The organism is Shewanella sp. MF05960, from assembly GCF_050849305.1.
In the GTDB taxonomy this organism is placed as follows: Bacteria; Pseudomonadota; Gammaproteobacteria; order Enterobacterales; family Shewanellaceae; genus Shewanella.
The window spans coordinates 14459-33657 of sequence record NZ_JBOZPS010000024.1 but is presented as its reverse complement, the minus strand read 5'-3'; the positions used below and the strand labels follow the sequence as shown (position 1 = coordinate 33657).

The window sequence follows — 19199 nt, the reverse complement described above, 5'->3', positions numbered from 1 at the left end:
TGGCTATAAAGGCTTGTAATAGCGATAACTCAGATCCGTACTGCATCACTATTTCAGATGGTTAAATTAAACAAAATCATATATGTCACATTTAAAAAGATTGCTCGTTTGTATAGTGATTTTTTAGGTGTATAGTTGTACTTAAATAGTATGTTTTAATAAGTAGAGATGAATATGATCGGTGATTTTGATTCAATTGCTGGCTCAAAGCGTAGTTTGCATGTACAAGTCGCTCGCGAAATAGCAAGGAAGATTTTGTCAGGTGATCTCGCACAAAATTCAATTATTCCTAGCGAATTAGATCTCTGTGAACAATTTGGTGTTAGTCGAACCGCACTGCGAGAAGCAATTAAACTGCTAACGTCAAAAGGCTTATTAAAGTCGAGACCGAAAGTAGGCACCAAAGTGGTTGAACGGGCATATTGGAACTTTCTTGATTCTCAATTACTTGAATGGATGGATGGTATTTCTGATAACGACGAATTCTGTTCGCAATTTTTGGGTTTACGCAGTGCAATTGAGCCAGAAGCGTGCGCCCTTGCTGCTCGCCATGCCACCATTGAACAACGTATGAAGCTGTCAGAAATATTCGACAAAATGTGCGATATCGCTAAAGCTGATGTATTTGACCAAGCACAATGGACCAACGTTGACACACAATTTCATAGCTTAATCTTTAATGCAACGGGTAACGTATTTTACCTGCCATTTGGCAATATTTTAACGACCATGTTTGCAAACTTTATCCACCATACCTCTGAAGATGGCAGCACCTGTATTGAAGAGCACAGAAAAATATACAGTGCCATTATGGCGGGTAACAGTGACAAAGCTCGTGCTGCATCAGCTGCTCATTTATTAACGGTTAAAGACAAATACCCTGTTTAATTCATTTCGTATTGAACGGCTGTATTACTGAATCAACAATGCATACTGAATCAAGAATGCATACTGAATCAACAATGCATACTGAATCAAGAATGCATACTGAATCAAGAATGCATACTGAATCAAGAATGCACATCGATCATCAATCAATCGATGTGTGTTATTGAGTGGTGTACCCAATCACATAGCCTAATGAAAAACTTGACCTCATCGCTATTGGGGTCATACACAGCAAGCCAATACTCTTTCAAAAAACACTAAAACGGTGATATCTACTGATGCTTGTATCAGCTTTTATCATGGCAATTGTTTGTATATTAGAATAATTAAGCGCTAGAGGTCTTTATCATGCCACAATCTTTACTGCCGAATATCATGACTTTTATCAGTCAGATCGATCCTTTCGACAAAATTGATAAAGCCGAATTAAGAGAATTATGCGCTCATGTTAAAATAAGCTACTTGGGCAAAGGCGAAAAAGTCGACCTCAATGATGATGACAAAGAAAAATCACTCTATATCGTTCGCACGGGTTCAATGGAGCAACGCAAAACTGATGGTGTACTTAGAGCGAGATTAGGACCTGAAGATCTGTTCGGCTTTACTTTTCTAAATTCGAATGTCAACGATAACGAAGGCTATTACGCTACCGCAATTGAAAATACCCTGCTCTACTTAATTCCTCATTCTGCACTGCAAACCTTATTTAAACATTCTCCACATGTAGCAGAACATTTTGCCTCACAAGCACAGGTTCGATTAAAGTCAGCTTTAGATGTTGTGTGGTCTAACAAAGAGAAAGGGTTATTTTTACGTCGAGTTGGTGATATTGCCACAGGACGCATTGCTATTGTTACTGCGGACATGAGTATTAAAAAAGTGGCGCATGAAATGCGTAATGTACAGCGAACCTCATGTGCAGTCATTTATAAAGACAGTCAGATTGTCGGTTTAATTACTGACCGCGATATGACCAAACGTGTAATTGCAGATGGCGTATCTGTTGAGCGCCCGATTGAAGATGTGATGACATCATCACCCCACATCATCAAACCAGACGATTTAGTGCTGCATGCTGCATCATTAATGATGCAGTATAATATTCGTAACTTACCTGTTGTAAAAGATAATAAAGTCATCGGCTTATTAACCACTAGCCATCTGGTACAAAATCACCGTATGCAGGCAATATTCTTAATTGATAAGATCAAATATGCCGGAAGCACTACGGTATTAGCCAGCTTTACGCCTGAACGTCAGGCAATATTTGAAGCCCTGGTTGAAGGAAAAGTCGCCCCAGAAACCATTGGTAAAGTGATGACCATGATTATGGACGCTTATAATCGTCGGTTAATTCAAATTGCTATCGACAAGTTAGGCCCACCACCTTGTGAATTCTCATGGATAGTGGCCGGCTCTCATGCACGAAATGAAGTGCATATGCTCTCAGACCAAGACAACGCGATAGTCTTAGCCGACAATGCTACCGACAATGACAAGATCTACTTTAAACATTTAGCCAATCTTGTCACTCATGGCTTAGACAGTTGTCATTACTCACTGTGTTCAGGCAACTATATGGCATCGACACCAAAATGGTGCCAATCATTATCTATCTGGAAAGCATATTATAAAAAATGGGTCGCTAACCCTGAATATGAATGCTTACTCAATATCAGTGTTTTTCTTGAAATCCGCACCATTTATGGCAATGCTGATTACGAAACAGAGTTACGCAGCGAACTCCACAGCAATATTAAAAATAACCGCGAATTTTTAAGCAGTTTAGTCAAGGATGCGGTAAACACGAATCCGCCATTAGGTATTTTTAATAAACTCGTGCTAGAAAAATCTGGTGAAAACAAGAAAACGCTCGACGTTAAAAAATACGCCATAAACTTAATTATTGACCTCGCCCGTATCTATGGTCTCGCCGTTGAATGTGACTCATCGGCAACGGATGAACGCTTTAAAGCCGCCAATGAAAAAGGTGTGCTCAGTGATGATTCATTCAAAAATATATTGGGTGCGTATAAGTTCATATTATCCTTTCGGTTTAACCATCAATTAGTGGCATTAAAGCAAGGTGAAGAGCCTAATAACAATATTAACCCCAATCATTTCGGCAGCTTTGAACGCAAACATTTAAAAGATGCTTTTAGAATTATTGCCGACTTACAAGATGCGGCAAAAGTCAGGTTTGGGAGCCGTTAATGAAATCACTTATTCATTATTTCCATCCCTTAATGCGAATAATGCGTGAACGCGAACAGTTTTTATCTAATAAAAATGTTCCTGACTTTATTCACGACAATTTACTTCAAACGGTCCCAGCCCTTAACGATACCGCTGAGTCGTTTGATTATTTAGTACTCGATTTTGAAACAACTGGGCTAAATGTTGATAATGACCTCATTTTATCCATTGGTTGGGTAGAGATTATTCACTCACAAATTGATCTGGCATCATGTAAACATCACTACATTAATTCAAAGTCGCAAATTAAGCCTGTTACCGCAGTCATCAATCACATCACCCCACAAATGCTCAATGAAGGTGAATCGATTCACGATGCCATTAAAGCCCTGTTTAATGCCTCAAAAGGCAAAATCCTTGTTGCCCACGGTTGCATTGTTGAAGCACAATTTCTACAAAAATACATGGAACGGAATTTTCAATTAACAGTATTGCCATTGCTGTGGATTGATACCTTAAGTATTGAGAAACACATGGCAATGTCTGTCAATAATCCAGACATAGACCTGACACTCGCCAGTACTCGTGAACGTTACAACTTACCTGAATACAATAGCCATAATGCATTGGCCGATGCGGTATCTACTGCGGAGCTGTTTTTAGCCCAACAAAAAAAACTGCAGCCACACCATAAAATGCGTTTTGGACAACTGTATAAAATGAGTCAATAAAGATAACCATAACGTGGTTGTGGTACAACAATGCAGGCATTGGCTAAATGTAACCAATGTAAAATGGTAACCAGCAAGTGGCACGAGCGAAAAAAGTTCTTTATTCTTCTTTTTAAGTTCTTTGCTTTAAGAGTAAGGCATCGGAGTTAGTCCGCGCTTGATTGGAGATTGTTCAACGCAATAATGAACAACTATAATTTACAAGACCCGAAACGACACGAGCGTTGTCTCATAGGGGATCATATCGCAACATTGATCCACATCTGACCTCATCTGATTTAGCATCAAATCATTAGTGTTTAAATCATCGCTTGGTGATTCAACTGCTTTTATATCATCTGCTTGTAATTCAACGTCGCGCTGTAAACGGCCTAAAAAGCTGTGGTGTTGTGCACTAGAATGCTTAATTTTTTTATCGAACTGAATGTCGATGTCCCACTCAGCAAATGCCATTTGAATTTCTTGCTCAAAATGTTGTTGCATCAGCACCCTATCGCCATCTGCGCTAGCTAAATTGTCAGCGGTAAACACGTGGGTAATGACCAGTTCAAATTGAGCAAGTATGTGTAACACGTCATCATTAGCCATCAGGATCTCCTATCCATTTATTTGTTTAGCTTTTGTAATTTTAGCTCGCGGTACATTGATATTTTTGTTGCATGTGTTTTACCGACAGCTCAGAAATTTGCATTAATACACTCAGGTTTACATCCGATAGTTTATTAATATACAGACAAGATTTACCCAATTTGTGTTTGCCAAGCTTAGCAAGTAAATCATGATACTCATCAAACCCTGGCATGATATAAACGACTGTATTTTGTTTGCGCGGCGAGAAAGCAATAAGCGCAGAGTCACCCTCACGACCACTGTCATAGTGATAATGGTAGTGGCCAAACCCAATAATATTGCCCATTAAATAGGGCTGATAACCCGATGCACTTTCAAGTAGTGATAACAAACTATGTGCATCATGCAGACGATCTTTATTGTCTATCTTTGAGATAAAGAGTTGAATATCATCCATTTTCAAAATCCTTTTACGCTTAATAAACTTAATTAGAATAATCGACATCTCGTTAATAATGTAACGATTTCCGATTTTTGATTTAGTGGCAAATATTTGAACCCGCATAACTGTTCAATGAGTAGAATACAATTCGCATACCCAGCAAATGGCTAATCAGCTTGTAAACGCCAACAAAAAGGGTTGAACATGATGTTCAACCCTTTTATAAGCTAGCAGAGCATTTGGCTTTAAACTACCGCAAATGCCCCCTGCCATTCATAAGTTTGACCATTAAACTCAACAGTATGCTGTCCTTCTAGCGCATCACCACTGAGATTTGAAATCGCGATGGTGTAACAATGACCGCTCGTGGTGCTAACGTTAATCACGGTTGCATTGTCGTTATGGCCAACCACTTCAACCTTGCTGACTAAACCGCGCGCTCCCACAGAGGCTTCAATCGATTCATTAAAGTAACCGTGAGTTTCTAACACAGAAGCAAACACATGATTTTGACCTGATTGACGCAAAATAAAGGCTGGCTCACTGCGCAAGTTAAAATCAGGATCGTTTGCCCCTGTACGTGCAAATATCACTTTGCTGTTTGGTGTGGCGCTCGACACTAGACTGTAATAGCTGTTGCCATGTAACCAACTAACCAAACTACTGCCAGAGACACTTCCTGATGCAACATTCCATAAATGCTGGTAACCGTTGTCGGCGCCAAGCGGCTTTAACGTTGCTTCTGTTTGGTAATCAAAGTCAGTACGAATAATTTGCCCCGAATGATGCACAGGTAAATCGTATTGATGCGGTTGATCTGCCGTAATGCGATACACATCGATAACCAATGGTTTCTCAAACTCTGCGATGTCAGCAACAATAATCGTACGCTGCATTTCAGTGCCATCGTAGTAATCAGCAATACGACCACTCATACCTTGTAAACCAGAATCGTCTGCTTTAAAAAAGTGTTTTTGGCCAAATTTAGATTCAGCTCGGGCGGTATCAAAATTGTTTTGAGTTTTTTGATCAACGGTTACCGTATTATGTGCAACGGTCTGCTTACAATATGATTTGTTTTCAGGAATGTAACGGCCACCAAATTTAGGTTCAATATTAACCCAACGGCCAAAACCATAATCGTGTAACACTTCCTGGCCACGATTAAACACGCTTAAATGCAAACCATCATAATGACCATGGTCGAGCGCAGAATGGTATTGATGATCGCTACCATGTTGACCAAACCAAATCAGTGCCATGGTATCGTCATTTTTTGCATCACGATGACGCAAAATGCCCACGCCGCCCTTTTCACCTTCTGGGCCATCGGTTACAAACAAGCTGCCCCAGCTAAAGGGTTTAATGTCTTTGGTATCATGAACCGCGTTAGACAAGGTTAATCCGGATATATGCACCCACACATCTTGTTGATGGTTTGCCATGCTAAGTAAGGTATCGTTTTGCTCATAGCGGTGATAACACACACTGGTGGCCATAATGACACCTTCATCATTAATACTGATGGTTTTAGATGAATCATTAAGCGCAGGTAACGTGCCATCAGGAAACGCGGTCGACATCACGGCATAAGAAGTGGTTTTAATTACCGAATCGTTAAATTGGTAAATACCGATTTCAGGTTGGCGACGTTCAATCGCTTCAGCAAATAGATAAATAGGACGTAACGAGAAACGGTGATAGTACGGCCCTTCCATGTAGTAACCGTCTGGCGAAAACAATTGGTCTAGCTGCGCAAGAAAGCCGCCACTGACTTTGTCTAATTTAAGGCCATACAGTGCTTTGTCTACTGATGCTTGATCGTTTATCGCGTAACCACAAATACCCACAGCAGCCACGGCCCATAAACCATGATTGTGAATAATATCAAAATCATGGGCGTAGGTGACCACAAACATATCAATCATTTGTTTAAGCAGATTGTCTTCAATATGGCGTTTTTGAGATTCATCTAAGGTGTGATAAATACAGCTATACGCGCATGAGGCATACAACATCCACATGTTTTCATTTAACGTTTGATGAAACAACTTACCCGGCGGATTACTGTCACGGCTGACATTGCTTTCAAGTGTTGGGTACACAGTGGCATAAGCACTCAACATATCAACAATGTAATTGCGGTATTTATCTTCTTGGGTGATTAAAAATAACCGCCCAGCTAAATCCATATGAATGTAGTTTTGTTTATGGCGATTATGCTCATAGCCGCCACCTTCACCGTGACCAGGTACTTCAATGCCCACTGTGGCCATATAATCGTCAGTTTGAGCGATATCACGGGATAATGCTTTGCCTAATAACGTCTGGGTATTGAGCGACTGTCTTAGTTGTGTTGCTTCGTCAAAATTTAACAATAACGGTTGGTAACTCATGTTTATTTCTCCTGCTTAACGGCAGTAATTTCAACAGCGTATGGGCCAGTCCATTGATAGGTTTTCTGATTTAAATTCACGCGATGTTCGGTGTTGGCATCAGCAGAAAGTTGATTGCTAACCATTAAGATCACCACTGAAGACGCTGTGGTGATTTCAATGACAGAGGCGACGTCGTTATGCCCTAATATATGAATATCACTGACGTTACCGCGAGCGCTGACCGACTGCTCAAACTCTTCATTAAAATAACCATGCGTTTCAAGCACCGATGCTAACAATGTTGTTTTGCCTGCTGTGCGATAAATAAAAGCGGGTTCGCTGCGTAAATTGAAACTGGGGTCATTAGCGCCAGTGCGAGTAAAGAAAACCTCACTTGAGTCATTGCTGCTCGTGCCTAGCCAGGTGTAGTAAGTGTTGTTTTGTAGCCAGCTCACAAGGGCTGTATTGGTAGGCTTACCACTGGCTAAATTCCAAAGGTGTTGGTAACCATTGTCAGCGCCTAACGTAGACACTTCTTGATGGCTTTGATAATCAAAGTTAGTACGAATAATTTGACCATCATACTGATGTGAATAATCGTATTGATGCTCACCCTCACCTGCTAAACGGTATAAATCAATTAATAGTGGTGATTCAAGTTCATCTAACGCCAACATAAACACACTACGCTGCATCGATAAACCATCATAATGTTGATTAGCAAAAGCACTCATGCCGCTAATGACATCATTGCCTACACTAAAAAAATGTGGCAAGCCGTGCACGCTGTCTGCACGTGTTACGTTAAAATCATTTTGACACTTTTGATCGACGGTAACGGCATTATGAGCAATGGTTTGGCGCGCATAAGATTTGTTTTCATCAAGGTAGCGGCCACCAAATTTAGGTTCTACGTTGACCCAGCGGGCAAACCCGTATTCGCGTAACACTTCCTGACCACGGTTAAAGAAACTGATCCCTAAGGTGTCAAAGTTTCCATGCCCCATACCGTGCTGGCCGTAATTCATCACCAGTTGCGACACATCACCTTTTTTATCCTGCATGCGGATAAAGCCTTGTGCGCCATGAGTACCATCCGGGCCTTCATTTAATTCAACACTTGGCCAAAATGGCATGCCAATAACCGCTTTTTCTTCTGCATGTTCAAGGGCACGAGACAACACTAATCCGCATGGATGCATCCAGACTCTGTCTTGAATTTTGGCCATACCCAGTAAGTTGTCATCTACACCATAGTGTTTGCTGTATACACTTACAGCCACTTGTACGCCCATGTCAGTAATCGACATAGTACGTGACGCATCATTCAACGCTGGAAACTGGCCATTCGGATAGGCAGTAGACAATAACGCGTTTACGGTATTACCAATCACTTTGCTTTTATAATTATAGATATCAACTTCAGGCATATGGCGTTGCAATACTTCGGCAAATAAACACGTCGGGCGAATGGCATAACGATGATAATAAGGCCCTTCCATATAATATCCAGACGGGGCAAATAATTGCGAAATCTGTGCAAGGAAACCACCAGTGTCATTTCGATCTATTCCATATACCGCCATATCTAGGTATTCACGTTTACCGATAGCTAAACCACAAATACCCACCGCGGCAACAGCCCAAATGCCGTGATTATGGATACGGTCAAAATCATGAGCATACTTAACGGTAAACATCTCTAGCATAGGTTCAAAGAGTCGGCTTTCAATTCGAGTGCGCTGTGCATCGGTCATCACCTCGGTCACACAAGAATAAGCCAGGCTTGTATAGAGTAACCAGCAATGTTCATTCAAGATTTGGTGAAATAGACGCCCTGTCGGATTGGTATTTTTTTGTACATGAAAATCGAAGGTTAAATACTTGTCTGCGTATTCTTCTAATAGCGCGATGACAAAGTCTGCATACTGCTGCTGCTGAGTAATTAAGAACAACCGCCCCGCTAAATTCATAAAGGTGTAGTTTTGCTTGTGACGGTTGTGCTCATAACCACCTGCTTCACCGTGCCCAGGCACATCTATTGGCAAACGCATAAAATCTTGCAACTCATTTATATGGGAGTCGATTGTTTTTCCCATCAAACTTGTGCGTCCAAACTCTTTACGTAAATCAGCTATTTCTGGCTGCGTAAGTAAAATGGGCGTTGTAGTGGTCATAGTGTTTACCTTATGGCTAAATATCTAATCTTCAATGAATACAAAATCTGTATGACAATATTGTCATACAATTTGATATCTTAACAATGATTTTTGTCACATTTACGCTTAAAAGACGCTATTATTTTAATTCTCTTAAAGTTTTTTTAAAAAAAATATTATCATAAGCCCATGTATATAAATGGTATTATTTATATATTACCGATTTAGATCACATTGGTAAGATCTTATTGTATTACAATATGTATTTAATGTTTATTATTTGTATAATGAAGACCACATTAAAAGCAGTTGGAGAAGTAACATGAATCCTTTTTTTAAAGCTGATGACCATCCATGGGAAACGTTAGGCGATGGCATTAAGCGTAAAATCGTCGGTTACACTGACGAACTGATGGCCGTACATCTGAACTTTGATAAAGGTGCGATTGGTTATCCTCACTCACATGAAATCCATGATCAAATAGGCTATGTGATTAGCGGCAGTTTTGAAGCTGAAGTCGATGGCAAGAAACAAGTGCTTAAAGCCGGTGACGCCTACATTGCTCGCAAACATCTTATGCACGGCGCAGTAGCATTAGAACAAGACAGTATCTTACTGGACATGTTCTCTCCTGCTCGTGAAGACTTTTTAAAGTAATACCAGAATAATCATAAGGTAACAGCATGAAACCATTGAAAATAGCAATTATTGGCGAATGTATGGTTGAGCTTCAAAAGAAATTGAGCGGCTTAAAGCAAGCTTTTGGCGGTGACACGCTAAACACCGCTTTATACTTAGCCCGTTTAACTAAAGGTCAGTCCATCAAAACGAGCTATGTAACGGCATTGGGTTACGACTCATTTAGTGAACAAATGTTAACAGCATGGCAAGCCGAAGGAATTGACACGAGTTTAGTATTGCAGTTAGCGCATAAAAATCCTGGTTTATATTACATAGAAACGGATGACAGTGGCGAACGTAGCTTTCATTATTGGCGCAACGATTCCGCAGCAAAATATCTATTCGATCAACCAGAATCAGAACATCTTGCAGAACAGCTGCTCACTTATGATTACCTTTTAATCACTGGCATTACTCTAGCGATCTTAACGGAATCAGGCCGAAGCAAATTAATTTCATTACTTAAAGAATTCAAACGTGGTGGTGGTAAGGTTATTTTCGATAACAACTATCGCCCTAGATTGTGGCTAAATAAATCACAAACAATAGCTGAATACCAAAAAGTATTGGCATTGACCGATATCGCATTATTGACCTTCGATGACGAAGTGCAATTGTATGAAGACACTGATGTTCAACAATGCATTGACCGAACGCTAGCTCTGGGCGTAAACGAACTCATTATTAAAAGAGGCGCTGAAGATTGTATCGTTATTGAACACAATCAAACCAGTTATGTAGCAGCGACCTCCGTTTCAAACATTATTGATACCACTGCGGCAGGTGATTCTTTTAATGCCGGCTTTTTAGCAAAGCGTCTCAATCATGGCAGCGCATCAGAATCCGCCTATGCCGGACATTGCATGGCTGGCACAGTCATTCAGTACCCAGGGGCAATCATTCCGATGGTTGCAATGCCCTCTATCAACTTATAAAAAAATACGTCAACGGAACCATGATATTTATGAATGATTTACTAGCAAAACATAAACTAATCCCTGTGATTGCCATTAATAACACTGCCGACGCAGTCCCGTTAGCCAGAGCATTGATTGACAATGGCATGCCAAGTGCTGAAGTCACGTTTAGAACCGAATGTGCGGCCGATGCCATTAAAGCCATGCGTGAAGCCTTTCCGTTTATGTTTATTGGTGCGGGGACTATTTTAACCACAGAACAAGCAGACCAGGCTATTGCTGCAGGTGTCGACTTTATCGTGAGCCCAGGCTTTAATCCTCGTGTTGTTCAGCATTGTCTTGATAAAGGCATGCCAATTGTTCCCGGTGTTAACAACCCAAGCCTTGTTGAGCAAGCCATGGAAATGGGGCTAAGGACATTGAAGTTCTTCCCTGCTGAAGCTTCTGGTGGTGTTAACATGCTAAAAGCATTAACTGCAGTTTACCCCGTTAAGTTTATGCCTACCGGCGGGGTTAATTTAGCCAATATCGATTCGTATCTTGATATTCCCGCTGTGCTTGCCTGTGGCGGCACGTGGATGGTACCAACCAATCTAATTGACGCAGGGCAATGGGACGAAATAGGCCGTTTAGTGCGTGTTGCAGTAGCACACATCAATAAATCAAAATAAAAACCTTATGGCCATCAAATGTATGGCCATTTTTCGCGGTTAACATTGTTAACACACAAAAATAAGAGTTTATAAATTATCGAGGCTAAATCATGACTATTGATATGCTTGTCGTACTTGCCTATTTTTTCTTTCTAATCGCTATTGGGTGGATGTTTAGAAAATTTACCACCTCAACCAGTGATTACTTTAGAGGCGGCGGGAAAATGTTATGGTGGATGGTTGGGGCCACCGCCTTTATGACACAATTTAGCGCATGGACCTTTACCGGTGCTGCGGGTCGTGCTTTTTCAGACGGTTTTGTGGTGGTTATTCTGTTTTTAGCCAATGCTTTTGGCTACTTAATGAATTACCTGTATTTTGCACCAAAGTTTAGACAATTAAGAGTGGTGACTGCAATTGAAGCCATTCGCCAACGTTTTGGTAAAACCTCTGAACAGTTTTTTACCTGGGCGGGTATGCCTGATTCATTAATTTCTGCCGGCATTTGGCTCAACGGTTTAGCCATATTTGTATCGGCTGTGTTTGATATCCCAATGGAAACCACCATTATAGTTACTGGTGCCGTGCTTGTTGTCATGTCGGTCACGGGTGGCTCATGGGCTGTTGTGGCCTCTGACTTTATGCAGATGATTGTGATTATGGCCGTAACCATTACCTGTGCTATTGCGGCGTATTTTTATGGCGGCGGCATCGGTAACATCATCGACAAGTTCAACGGTAACTTTATGTTGGGTAACGACTTAAATTACGTCAGCGTCTTTGTACTGTGGGTAGTGTTTATCTTTGTTAAGCAATTTGGCGTAATGAACAACAGTATTAATGCCTACCGTTATTTATGTGCTAAAGACAGTGAGAATGCTAAAAAAGCCGCTGCCCTAGCCTGTATTTTAATGGTAGTTGGCCCACTAATTTGGTTTTTACCACCTTGGTATGTCAGCGCATTTATGCCCGACTTTGCTCTGCAATATGCGTTTATGGGCGACAAAGCAGGCGATGCTGCCTACTTAGCCTTTGTGCAAGAAGTCATGCCTGCCGGTATGGTTGGTTTGTTAATGTCGGCCATGTTTGCAGCGACTATGTCATCTATGGATTCTGGCCTTAACCGTAATGCGGGTATTTTTGTCTGTAACTTCTACTCACCTATTTTACGTGAACATGCTTCACAAAAAGAGTTAGTGACAGTCAGTAAAATAACCACCGTTATAATGGGCATTATCATGATTTTGATTGGGTTATTTATTAACTCACTGAGTCACTTAAGCTTGTTCGATATTGTACTGAACGTAGGTGCATTAATCGGCTTCCCCATGTTAATACCGGTATTACTGGGTATGTGGATCCGTAAAACACCTGATTGGGCTGGTTGGACAACATTGATAATCGGTGGTTTTGTTTCTTATTTCTTTGGTATTGCACTGACCGCGGGTCAATTTGAAACCATATTTGGTTTAGACATTCCATTAACTGAACGAGAATGGTCTGACTTAAAGATTGGCTTAAGCTTAGCCGCGCACGTTATCTTTACTGGCGGATTCTTCTTCTTAACCATGCTGTTCTACAAAGGATTGTCTCCAGAGCGCGAAAAAGAAGTCGATCAATTGTTTATTAACTGGAACACCCCTGTTATTGCAGACAGTGAAGATCAGCAAACCTTAGACACTAAACAGCGTTCAATGCTGGGTAACCTCATCACAGTCGCAGGTTTTGGTGTACTGATAATGGCGTTAATTCCTAACGAACCAACAGGCCGTTTAATGTTCTTACTTTGTGGATCGATTGTGTTAGTAGTGGGTGTATTACTGGTATACGCCGCAAGGTCTGGCAATGCAGCCGTTAAAAAAGTTGAGAGTCAAAATGCATAGCGCATCTTGTTAATCCATTAACTCAACAGTCAATAAAGGCCTTACTTATATAAGGCCTTTATTATTTGTTACATCCTAAAAAAGTTGTGATCTACATCATCGGATTTCGATTCCCTCAACCCCGCCTTCGGCTCTTTTCACTGTTGTAAGCCCCTTTTAATCAGTACATTAAATAACCTGAACTCGGGATAAGGAATGAACTTAGCTATTTAACATCAGCATGTTAACCAAGCTCACTTTCAAGCTTGTCATTTGTTATGCTAACAAGGCGAATTGACGCGTCAATAGCTAGCCTATTGTAAGTCGATTCAACACAGTTAGCAGGACAAAGGGCTGTTTGAAAGGCGTTTATTATCCCGAGCTCAGGTTAAATACATTAGCTGGTCCCATTAAATCAGCACTGTCATAAATGGATTGCATTATGTCATTACAAAATCGCATTACTCATATCATCAAAGATCCACTTCTGTCAGCAAAACAAAAGTCAAATTACTTGGCGTTAGAAGCTGAGAACAGTCTTGATTATGTTGAAGTCTCGGCGCAGGCATTAGCTGCAAAACAAGCTGGCATTATTTGCGATATGTTTGAAGGTCATGCGCCGTATAAACCACGCTATGTATTGCCAGATTATGCCCGGTATCTCAGTCAGGGATCTGATTATTTAGAGATGCCACCAGCGCAAGACTTTGATGATGCCTTAAACTCACTCATGGTGCTTTATCATCATGTGCCCTCGGTCACCAATATTCCTGTGTATTTAGGCCAACTCGATACGCTGCTCATGCCATTTGTATCTGATATGGACAATGATGCCATTTACCGGAAATTAACCCGCTTTTGGATTTTATTGGACCGCACCCTGCCCGATGCATTTATGCATGTGAATATTGGCCCAACGGATAATATTATTTGTCGAACGCTGTTACGCATTGATGCGGAGCTACAACAAATAGCCCCAAACCTCACCTTTATGTACGACCCAAGCACCACCCCTGATGATTTATTGCTACAAGCCTCCAGCAATATTTGCTTGTGTAATAAACCGCATATTGCCAATTACCCAATGCATGCCAACAGTTTTGATGAGCGTGGATTTGGCATTGTGAGTTGTTATAACGCCTTGCCATTAGCCGGAGGTGCCAATACCTTAGTGCGCCTTAATCTTAAGCAAGTGGCAATACAATCAAACAGCATTACAGACTTTTTTGAACGCGCCTTGCCCTATTATTGCCAACTCACCTATGAGCTGATTGAAGCACGCTCGGCATTTTTACATCAACAATCACATTTCTTTGACAGCTTTTTAGTTAAAGAGCAGCTTATTGATGAGTCGCGGTTTTCTCCGATGTTTGGCATTTATGGCATGGCAGAAGCAGTGAATACATTGCGAGGGATCTCCAATGAGCTTCACAGCACGCAACACACTTATGGCCATCACCAGGAGGCTAATGCACTCGGGCTTAAAATATCACAGGCATTGGATCAAATTGTGACCACCACGCCCGTAACCTATGGTTTCAACCAACGAGCCTTGTTGCATTCACAAAGTGGCATTAGTCTCGACACTGATGTGACACCTGGCGTGAGGATCCCTAATGGTTTTGAACCGGATCCTATTAGCCATATTCAGGCATTGGCGCAGCATCATCAATATTACCCTGCCGGCATAAGTGATATTTTAAGCTTAGATGAAACCATAAAAGCCAATCCTCAAGCCATGATGCAATTGTGCAAAGGCGCGCTAAGTATGGGCTTTAGAGAATTTACCGCAAATGTAGCTAACACTGAATTAATTAGAGTCACAGGCTACATGGTGAAACGTTCGGACATTGAAAAGTTTAGCCAATGCGGCTCTCGCACCAACACCACAGGCTTAGCCGCTGAAGCCGCTGCCAATACTGGGATGATGCAAAGAAAAGCACGGGTGATTGCCCATGAGCAAGTGCCCATTTGTTATGAGTAGAGAAGCCATTGTAAGTCAAATACTGCCATTTTCATGTGTCGATGGACCCGGCAGTCGTTTGGTTATATTTTTGCAGGGGTGTAATTATCAATGTAAAAACTGTCATAACCCATATACGATTAATGTCTGCAATGCGTGTGGTGATTGCATCGAGCATTGTCCTCAACAAGCCCTTAAGCGAGTAAAGATTGGCACTAAAGACCATATTGCGTGGGATAAAAGCCTGTGCAGCCAATGTGATACCTGTTTGAGCATTTGCCCAACGCAATCGTCTCCTAAAACCACCACTTACAGCGTTGAGCAGTTGGTTGCAATAATCGAAGCGCAAAGGCATGTGATTAATGGCATTACCGTGAGTGGCGGTGAAGCCAGTTTACAATTGCCCTTTGTGATTAACTTATTTAAAGCCATCAAGTCTACGGCACATATAGAACACTTAAGTTGCATGATAGACACCAATGGCAGTTTATCGATAACAGGCTGGCATAAGTTATTGCCTTATTTAGATGGCGCAATGGTCGATTTAAAAGCCTGGCAACAAGACACACATCGCTATATTACTGCTCGTGATAATCATCCGGTGTTTCAGTCAATAACATGGTTAGCAGCGCAGCAGAAATTATATGAAGTAAGGCTCTTATCTATCCCAACAATGACTGATTATGATGTCGAAATTGAAGCATTAGCCAATTACCTTCGACAATTGCCCTCCACTACGCAGATCAAACTCAATGCATTTCATCATCACGGTGTAGAGGGAGTTGCCATGCAATGGCCAGCATGTACTCAAGATGAAATCGAATTACTCGCCAGCCAACTTAGACAGCGTGGCGTCAATAACATCACCTTACCCACAATATATTTAAATGAGTCCAGACGACTTGATAATGATGCCTTAACGCTGAAGTCTTAAGTCTTAGCCCTTTTAATCTCAGGTCGACAACGTAGTATTTGCTCAAATAGCCAACGTAAGGCTGGATCGTTCATGCTTTGACGATGCCACACCACACTATAGGCAACACGACCATATTCAATCGGTAACGTTTTTATCACCAGCCCTTGAGCCTGTTTTGCTTGCGTTGCCCAACGATGAGAGCAGGTAAACAGTAACTCACTGTGATGACACATCGTGGCGGCGCTGCCAAAATCAGCTACCGAAATAGGCACATGACGTTTCCTTGCTTGCTGAGCCAATAGAATATCAAAGAATGGCGTATTCAAATCGGTATCACTAATACCAATATGACCAAAGCGTAAATAGTCTTCCAGGCTTAGATGAGTTTGAGCGCTTAAAGGATGGTCAGGATGCATTAGGCACACCATTTCATCATTCATTAAGGTTTCCCAGACTAGGTTTTCATCGATATGAGTCGGTTGACTAAGATCATGCGGCAAAATAATAAAATCTAATGAGCCATTTGTTAGCCCGTCAAAGCCAATATTATCTTTATTGTAAATATCTAAGTGAATATTGGGCGCCACCGTTAAGATATGAGCGCACAGCTTAGCGGCTAATAATTCAAAGGTACTTTCTCGCATCGCAATGGAGTACCGACCTTGGTACTGCGCAGGGTTAAACACGTCCTGATTCATGATCTGGTTCATGTCATTGATCATTTGCTGCACGCTTGGCGCTAATCGTTTTGCTAATGGCGTCGCGATCAAAACATTGCCATGACGATAAAATAATTCGTCATTAAGATTATCCCTAAGCTGGCTTAAGGTTTTACTCACTGAAGATGGGCTCAAACATAAACGCTCGGCACTGGCGGTAACACTTAATGTATCGAGCATCACATGCAAGGTTATTAAGTGTTTCATACTAATACGAGAAAGTTTTGCCAAATCCATACGCTAATAAGCCTTCATCAGAACGAGAGTAAAATATAACTCGTTGCCAGCATCAGAGATACGCCAAGACTTGATAATCACGAAGCAATTCACAATCAAGCAAAATAACCTGTCAGAATTGACGCGTTATCCATCAATAAGCACAAATTAATCTCACAACTTTCTCTTTAAATTTATTCCTAACGCTTATTCCTAACACTGAGACTTCACCACTTACGCTTCAAGATTTGCACTTCAAAACTTGCGCTTCACAACTAACAAGCCACGTTTTGTCATGCCATAAATAAGTCTTCCTCTTATTTGCAAAGAGAAAGACTTTAATGTTGTTAATTTAAATCGACCAACTTAACTCAATTAACTGATATAGCTTTGACCTGCATACATAATGAAATGACGTAGCGCCAGCACACCGGTTAAACTGCAACACGCTACCGTCAACATCATCGCCTTGGTATGGCGAGCCTTAGAAGGTAGAAACATTGACAAGATAGGGATACAAAAACCAATCCCAACCACACCATACCAAAACACACTCGCCCAAATATCTTGAGTCAACGAAGCTAATGCCTCTACCGCTGCGCCGCCTGTAAAATACAATGAGGTAAACAGCATGACTAAAAACATCATTTCAGTAATGATGACAGGTAAATCTAAACCGTGTAACTTCATCACATCGTCGTCATGTGTTGTGCTGTTAAAGCAGGTTAATGCCACAATTAAGTTTCCTGCAGCACCAGCTGATAAACCCGATGCTAAAAACAACGCCGGTAAGATTGCCGTATTTAACATAGGGTATGCATTCATCGCCGAAAGCAGAAAACCGGTATAGGCTCCCACACCAATCGCAAGTACAAACAAGAGTATTTCAATCACTTTACGAAATGGCATTAACAGATGACTTATCGGCACTAAAAACCCCAATTTCCATTTTGGCAGTTCATCGCGTAGTACAATCATCGAATACGCGATACCCAAAGGTGAATACGCTAATAACGCAACCACACCAATGGCCATCACAGAGTCGAAATTGTAATTGATTAAAATCAACCAAAAATGAAATGGTTTGGTTAAGTCAAATACCAAGCATGCAAGCCCTAAGCTAATCGCCACAGGACCAATAATCGCAGAAGCTTTTAAGATTGGGCTTTCAATATGTTTATCTTTGCTATACCAACGCATAACAATACCAATCAGCACGCTACCTGCCGATAACCCGGCCATAAATAAGTAAATGGCAATAATCCAGTTCCACACCACAGGATCGTATTGCGCCATATCGCCCCAGATATTGTTCATGATTGAATCCCTCCACGTTTAGTCGGAACACGGTAAACCCTAGGTTTGGTGCCTAAATGGGTTTTATCTTGATAGGTTATTTTGGTATTGAGTAACTTAGCCACGTCGCTGTTACTGTCGTTAGCATCGCCAAAATACAATGCATCGGTAGGACACACCGTCACACAAGCGGGTTGCTCACCTCTTGCCAAACGCGTGTCTTTACAGAAATTACACTTATCAGCCGCTTTGGTTATTGGGTTAATAAAGCGGACTTTATAAGGACACGCCGCCACACAATACATACAACCAATACACTTATCGTTATGGATTGACACTAGGCCATTTTCATCTATGTAGGCTGCACCTGTTGGGCACACAGTGACACAGGGCGCATCTTCACATTGCTGACACGACACTCGATGGTATTTAAAGTGAAGATTAGGTGCTTCACCAAATGGCCCTTCTACTCGTACTTGCAGGCGGGTTATCCCTTCAGGTACATCATTTTCACTACGGCAGGCTACATTACACGCTTGGCAGCCGATGCATTTGTTTTCGTCATGCACCATGACATATCGTTTATTCATAGGAGACTCCAAATCAATTAG

16 protein-coding genes are annotated in these 19199 nt (G+C 41.3%); 9 read left to right on the top strand and 7 right to left on the bottom strand.

The features are described from left to right. Window positions 1-174: 174 nt before the first annotated feature. The 3 genes from ACROAE_RS18610 (at window position 175) to ACROAE_RS18600 (ending at window position 3815) form a co-directional block, all read left to right on the top strand. On the top strand, window positions 175-888 hold the full coding sequence (locus tag ACROAE_RS18610) for a FadR/GntR family transcriptional regulator (RefSeq protein WP_432404993.1): 714 nt from the start codon (window positions 175-177) through the stop codon (window positions 886-888). Between the two features lie 348 nt (window positions 889-1236). Next, window positions 1237-3102 (top strand): putative nucleotidyltransferase substrate binding domain-containing protein, encoded by a 1866-nt coding sequence (locus ACROAE_RS18605; protein WP_432404989.1) that lies wholly within the window; start codon window positions 1237-1239, stop codon window positions 3100-3102. After that, a complete protein-coding gene (locus ACROAE_RS18600; RefSeq protein WP_432404986.1) occupies window positions 3102-3815 on the top strand; it encodes a 3'-5' exonuclease in 714 nt (237 codons plus the stop codon). The genes ACROAE_RS18605 and ACROAE_RS18600 overlap by 1 nt, the downstream gene beginning before the upstream one ends. Before the next feature lie 198 nt (window positions 3816-4013). Here ACROAE_RS18600 and ACROAE_RS18595 read toward each other — a convergent pair whose 3' ends face one another. From ACROAE_RS18595 to ACROAE_RS18580, 4 genes are all read right to left on the bottom strand, one after another. Beyond that, the gene (locus ACROAE_RS18595) at window positions 4014-4403 is read right to left on the bottom strand and encodes a hypothetical protein (protein ID WP_432404983.1); all 390 of its coding nucleotides are present in this window, start codon (window positions 4401-4403) and stop codon (window positions 4014-4016) included. A gap of 40 nt (window positions 4404-4443) precedes the next feature. After that, entirely contained in the window at window positions 4444-4842 is a 399-nt protein-coding gene (locus tag ACROAE_RS18590) for a DUF1801 domain-containing protein (RefSeq protein ID WP_432404979.1), read from the bottom strand. Window positions 4843-5072: 230 nt separating this feature from the next. Beyond that, a complete protein-coding gene (locus ACROAE_RS18585) occupies window positions 5073-7223 on the bottom strand; it encodes a heparinase II/III domain-containing protein (RefSeq protein ID WP_432404976.1) in 2151 nt (716 codons plus the stop codon). A 2-nt stretch (window positions 7224-7225) separates the two neighbouring features. Beyond that, a complete protein-coding gene (locus ACROAE_RS18580) occupies window positions 7226-9382 on the bottom strand; it encodes a heparinase II/III domain-containing protein (RefSeq protein ID WP_432404971.1) in 2157 nt (718 codons plus the stop codon). 304 nt (window positions 9383-9686) lie between these two features. On the opposite strand from ACROAE_RS18580, the gene ACROAE_RS18575 reads away from it, so the two are divergent. The 6 genes from ACROAE_RS18575 (at window position 9687) to ACROAE_RS18550 (ending at window position 16375) form a co-directional block, all read left to right on the top strand. After that, window positions 9687-10022 carry a cupin domain-containing protein gene (locus ACROAE_RS18575; protein WP_432404968.1) on the top strand — a complete coding sequence of 112 codons (336 nt, stop codon included), beginning with the start codon at window positions 9687-9689 and terminating at the stop codon, window positions 10020-10022. 26 nt (window positions 10023-10048) lie between these two features. Then, entirely contained in the window at window positions 10049-10981 is a 933-nt protein-coding gene (locus tag ACROAE_RS18570) for a sugar kinase (protein ID WP_432404965.1), read from the top strand. Window positions 10982-11010: 29 nt separating this feature from the next. Further along, on the top strand, window positions 11011-11634 hold the full coding sequence (locus ACROAE_RS18565; protein WP_432404962.1) for a bifunctional 4-hydroxy-2-oxoglutarate aldolase/2-dehydro-3-deoxy-phosphogluconate aldolase: 624 nt from the start codon (window positions 11011-11013) through the stop codon (window positions 11632-11634). Between the two features lie 92 nt (window positions 11635-11726). Continuing rightward, complete coding sequence (locus ACROAE_RS18560) at window positions 11727-13499, top strand: sodium:solute symporter family transporter (protein ID WP_432404959.1); 1773 nt, start codon at window positions 11727-11729, stop codon at window positions 13497-13499. Between the two features lie 421 nt (window positions 13500-13920). After that, window positions 13921-15462, top strand: a complete 1542-nt coding sequence (locus ACROAE_RS18555; protein WP_432404956.1) for a YjjI family glycine radical enzyme — start codon at window positions 13921-13923, stop codon at window positions 15460-15462. After that, on the top strand, window positions 15455-16375 hold the full coding sequence (locus ACROAE_RS18550) for a YjjW family glycine radical enzyme activase (protein ID WP_432404953.1): 921 nt from the start codon (window positions 15455-15457) through the stop codon (window positions 16373-16375). The genes ACROAE_RS18555 and ACROAE_RS18550 overlap by 8 nt, the downstream gene beginning before the upstream one ends. On the opposite strand, the gene ACROAE_RS18545 is transcribed toward ACROAE_RS18550, so the two are convergent. From ACROAE_RS18545 to ACROAE_RS18535, 3 genes are all read right to left on the bottom strand, one after another. Next, window positions 16372-17313, bottom strand: a complete 942-nt coding sequence (locus tag ACROAE_RS18545; protein ID WP_432404951.1) for a LysR family transcriptional regulator — start codon at window positions 17311-17313, stop codon at window positions 16372-16374. The two genes, ACROAE_RS18550 and ACROAE_RS18545, sit on opposite strands and share 4 nt — an antisense overlap. A gap of 354 nt (window positions 17314-17667) precedes the next feature. After that, complete coding sequence (gene nrfD / locus ACROAE_RS18540) at window positions 17668-18609, bottom strand: NrfD/PsrC family molybdoenzyme membrane anchor subunit (RefSeq protein WP_432404948.1); 942 nt, start codon at window positions 18607-18609, stop codon at window positions 17668-17670. Beyond that, window positions 18606-19178 carry a 4Fe-4S dicluster domain-containing protein gene (locus ACROAE_RS18535; RefSeq protein WP_432404945.1) on the bottom strand — a complete coding sequence of 191 codons (573 nt, stop codon included), beginning with the start codon at window positions 19176-19178 and terminating at the stop codon, window positions 18606-18608. The genes nrfD and ACROAE_RS18535 overlap by 4 nt, the downstream gene beginning before the upstream one ends. Window positions 19179-19199: the final 21 nt, after the last annotated feature.

Bases quoted from the DNA above. Each gene is read 5' to 3' on its own strand.
- ACROAE_RS18585 (WP_432404976.1), bottom strand. From the start codon at position 7,223: ATGAGTTACCAACCGTTATTGTTAAATTTTGACGAAGCAACACAACTA.
- ACROAE_RS18565 (WP_432404962.1), top strand. From the start codon at position 11,011: ATGAATGATTTACTAGCAAAACATAAACTAATCCCTGTGATTGCCATT.
- ACROAE_RS18535 (WP_432404945.1), bottom strand. From the start codon at position 19,178: ATGAATAAACGATATGTCATGGTGCATGACGAAAACAAATGCATCGGC.
- nrfD (WP_432404948.1), bottom strand. From the start codon at position 18,609: ATGAACAATATCTGGGGCGATATGGCGCAATACGATCCTGTGGTGTGG.
- ACROAE_RS18545 (WP_432404951.1), bottom strand. From the start codon at position 17,313: ATGGATTTGGCAAAACTTTCTCGTATTAGTATGAAACACTTAATAACC.
- ACROAE_RS18560 (WP_432404959.1), top strand. From the start codon at position 11,727: ATGACTATTGATATGCTTGTCGTACTTGCCTATTTTTTCTTTCTAATC.
- ACROAE_RS18600 (WP_432404986.1), top strand. From the start codon at position 3,102: ATGAAATCACTTATTCATTATTTCCATCCCTTAATGCGAATAATGCGT.
- ACROAE_RS18550 (WP_432404953.1), top strand. From the start codon at position 15,455: ATGAGTAGAGAAGCCATTGTAAGTCAAATACTGCCATTTTCATGTGTC.
- ACROAE_RS18580 (WP_432404971.1), bottom strand. From the start codon at position 9,382: ATGACCACTACAACGCCCATTTTACTTACGCAGCCAGAAATAGCTGAT.
- ACROAE_RS18575 (WP_432404968.1), top strand. From the start codon at position 9,687: ATGAATCCTTTTTTTAAAGCTGATGACCATCCATGGGAAACGTTAGGC.
- ACROAE_RS18570 (WP_432404965.1), top strand. From the start codon at position 10,049: ATGAAACCATTGAAAATAGCAATTATTGGCGAATGTATGGTTGAGCTT.
- ACROAE_RS18555 (WP_432404956.1), top strand. From the start codon at position 13,921: ATGTCATTACAAAATCGCATTACTCATATCATCAAAGATCCACTTCTG.
- ACROAE_RS18605 (WP_432404989.1), top strand. From the start codon at position 1,237: ATGCCACAATCTTTACTGCCGAATATCATGACTTTTATCAGTCAGATC.
- ACROAE_RS18590 (WP_432404979.1), bottom strand. From the start codon at position 4,842: ATGGATGATATTCAACTCTTTATCTCAAAGATAGACAATAAAGATCGT.
- ACROAE_RS18610 (WP_432404993.1), top strand. From the start codon at position 175: ATGATCGGTGATTTTGATTCAATTGCTGGCTCAAAGCGTAGTTTGCAT.
- ACROAE_RS18595 (WP_432404983.1), bottom strand. From the start codon at position 4,403: ATGGCTAATGATGACGTGTTACACATACTTGCTCAATTTGAACTGGTC.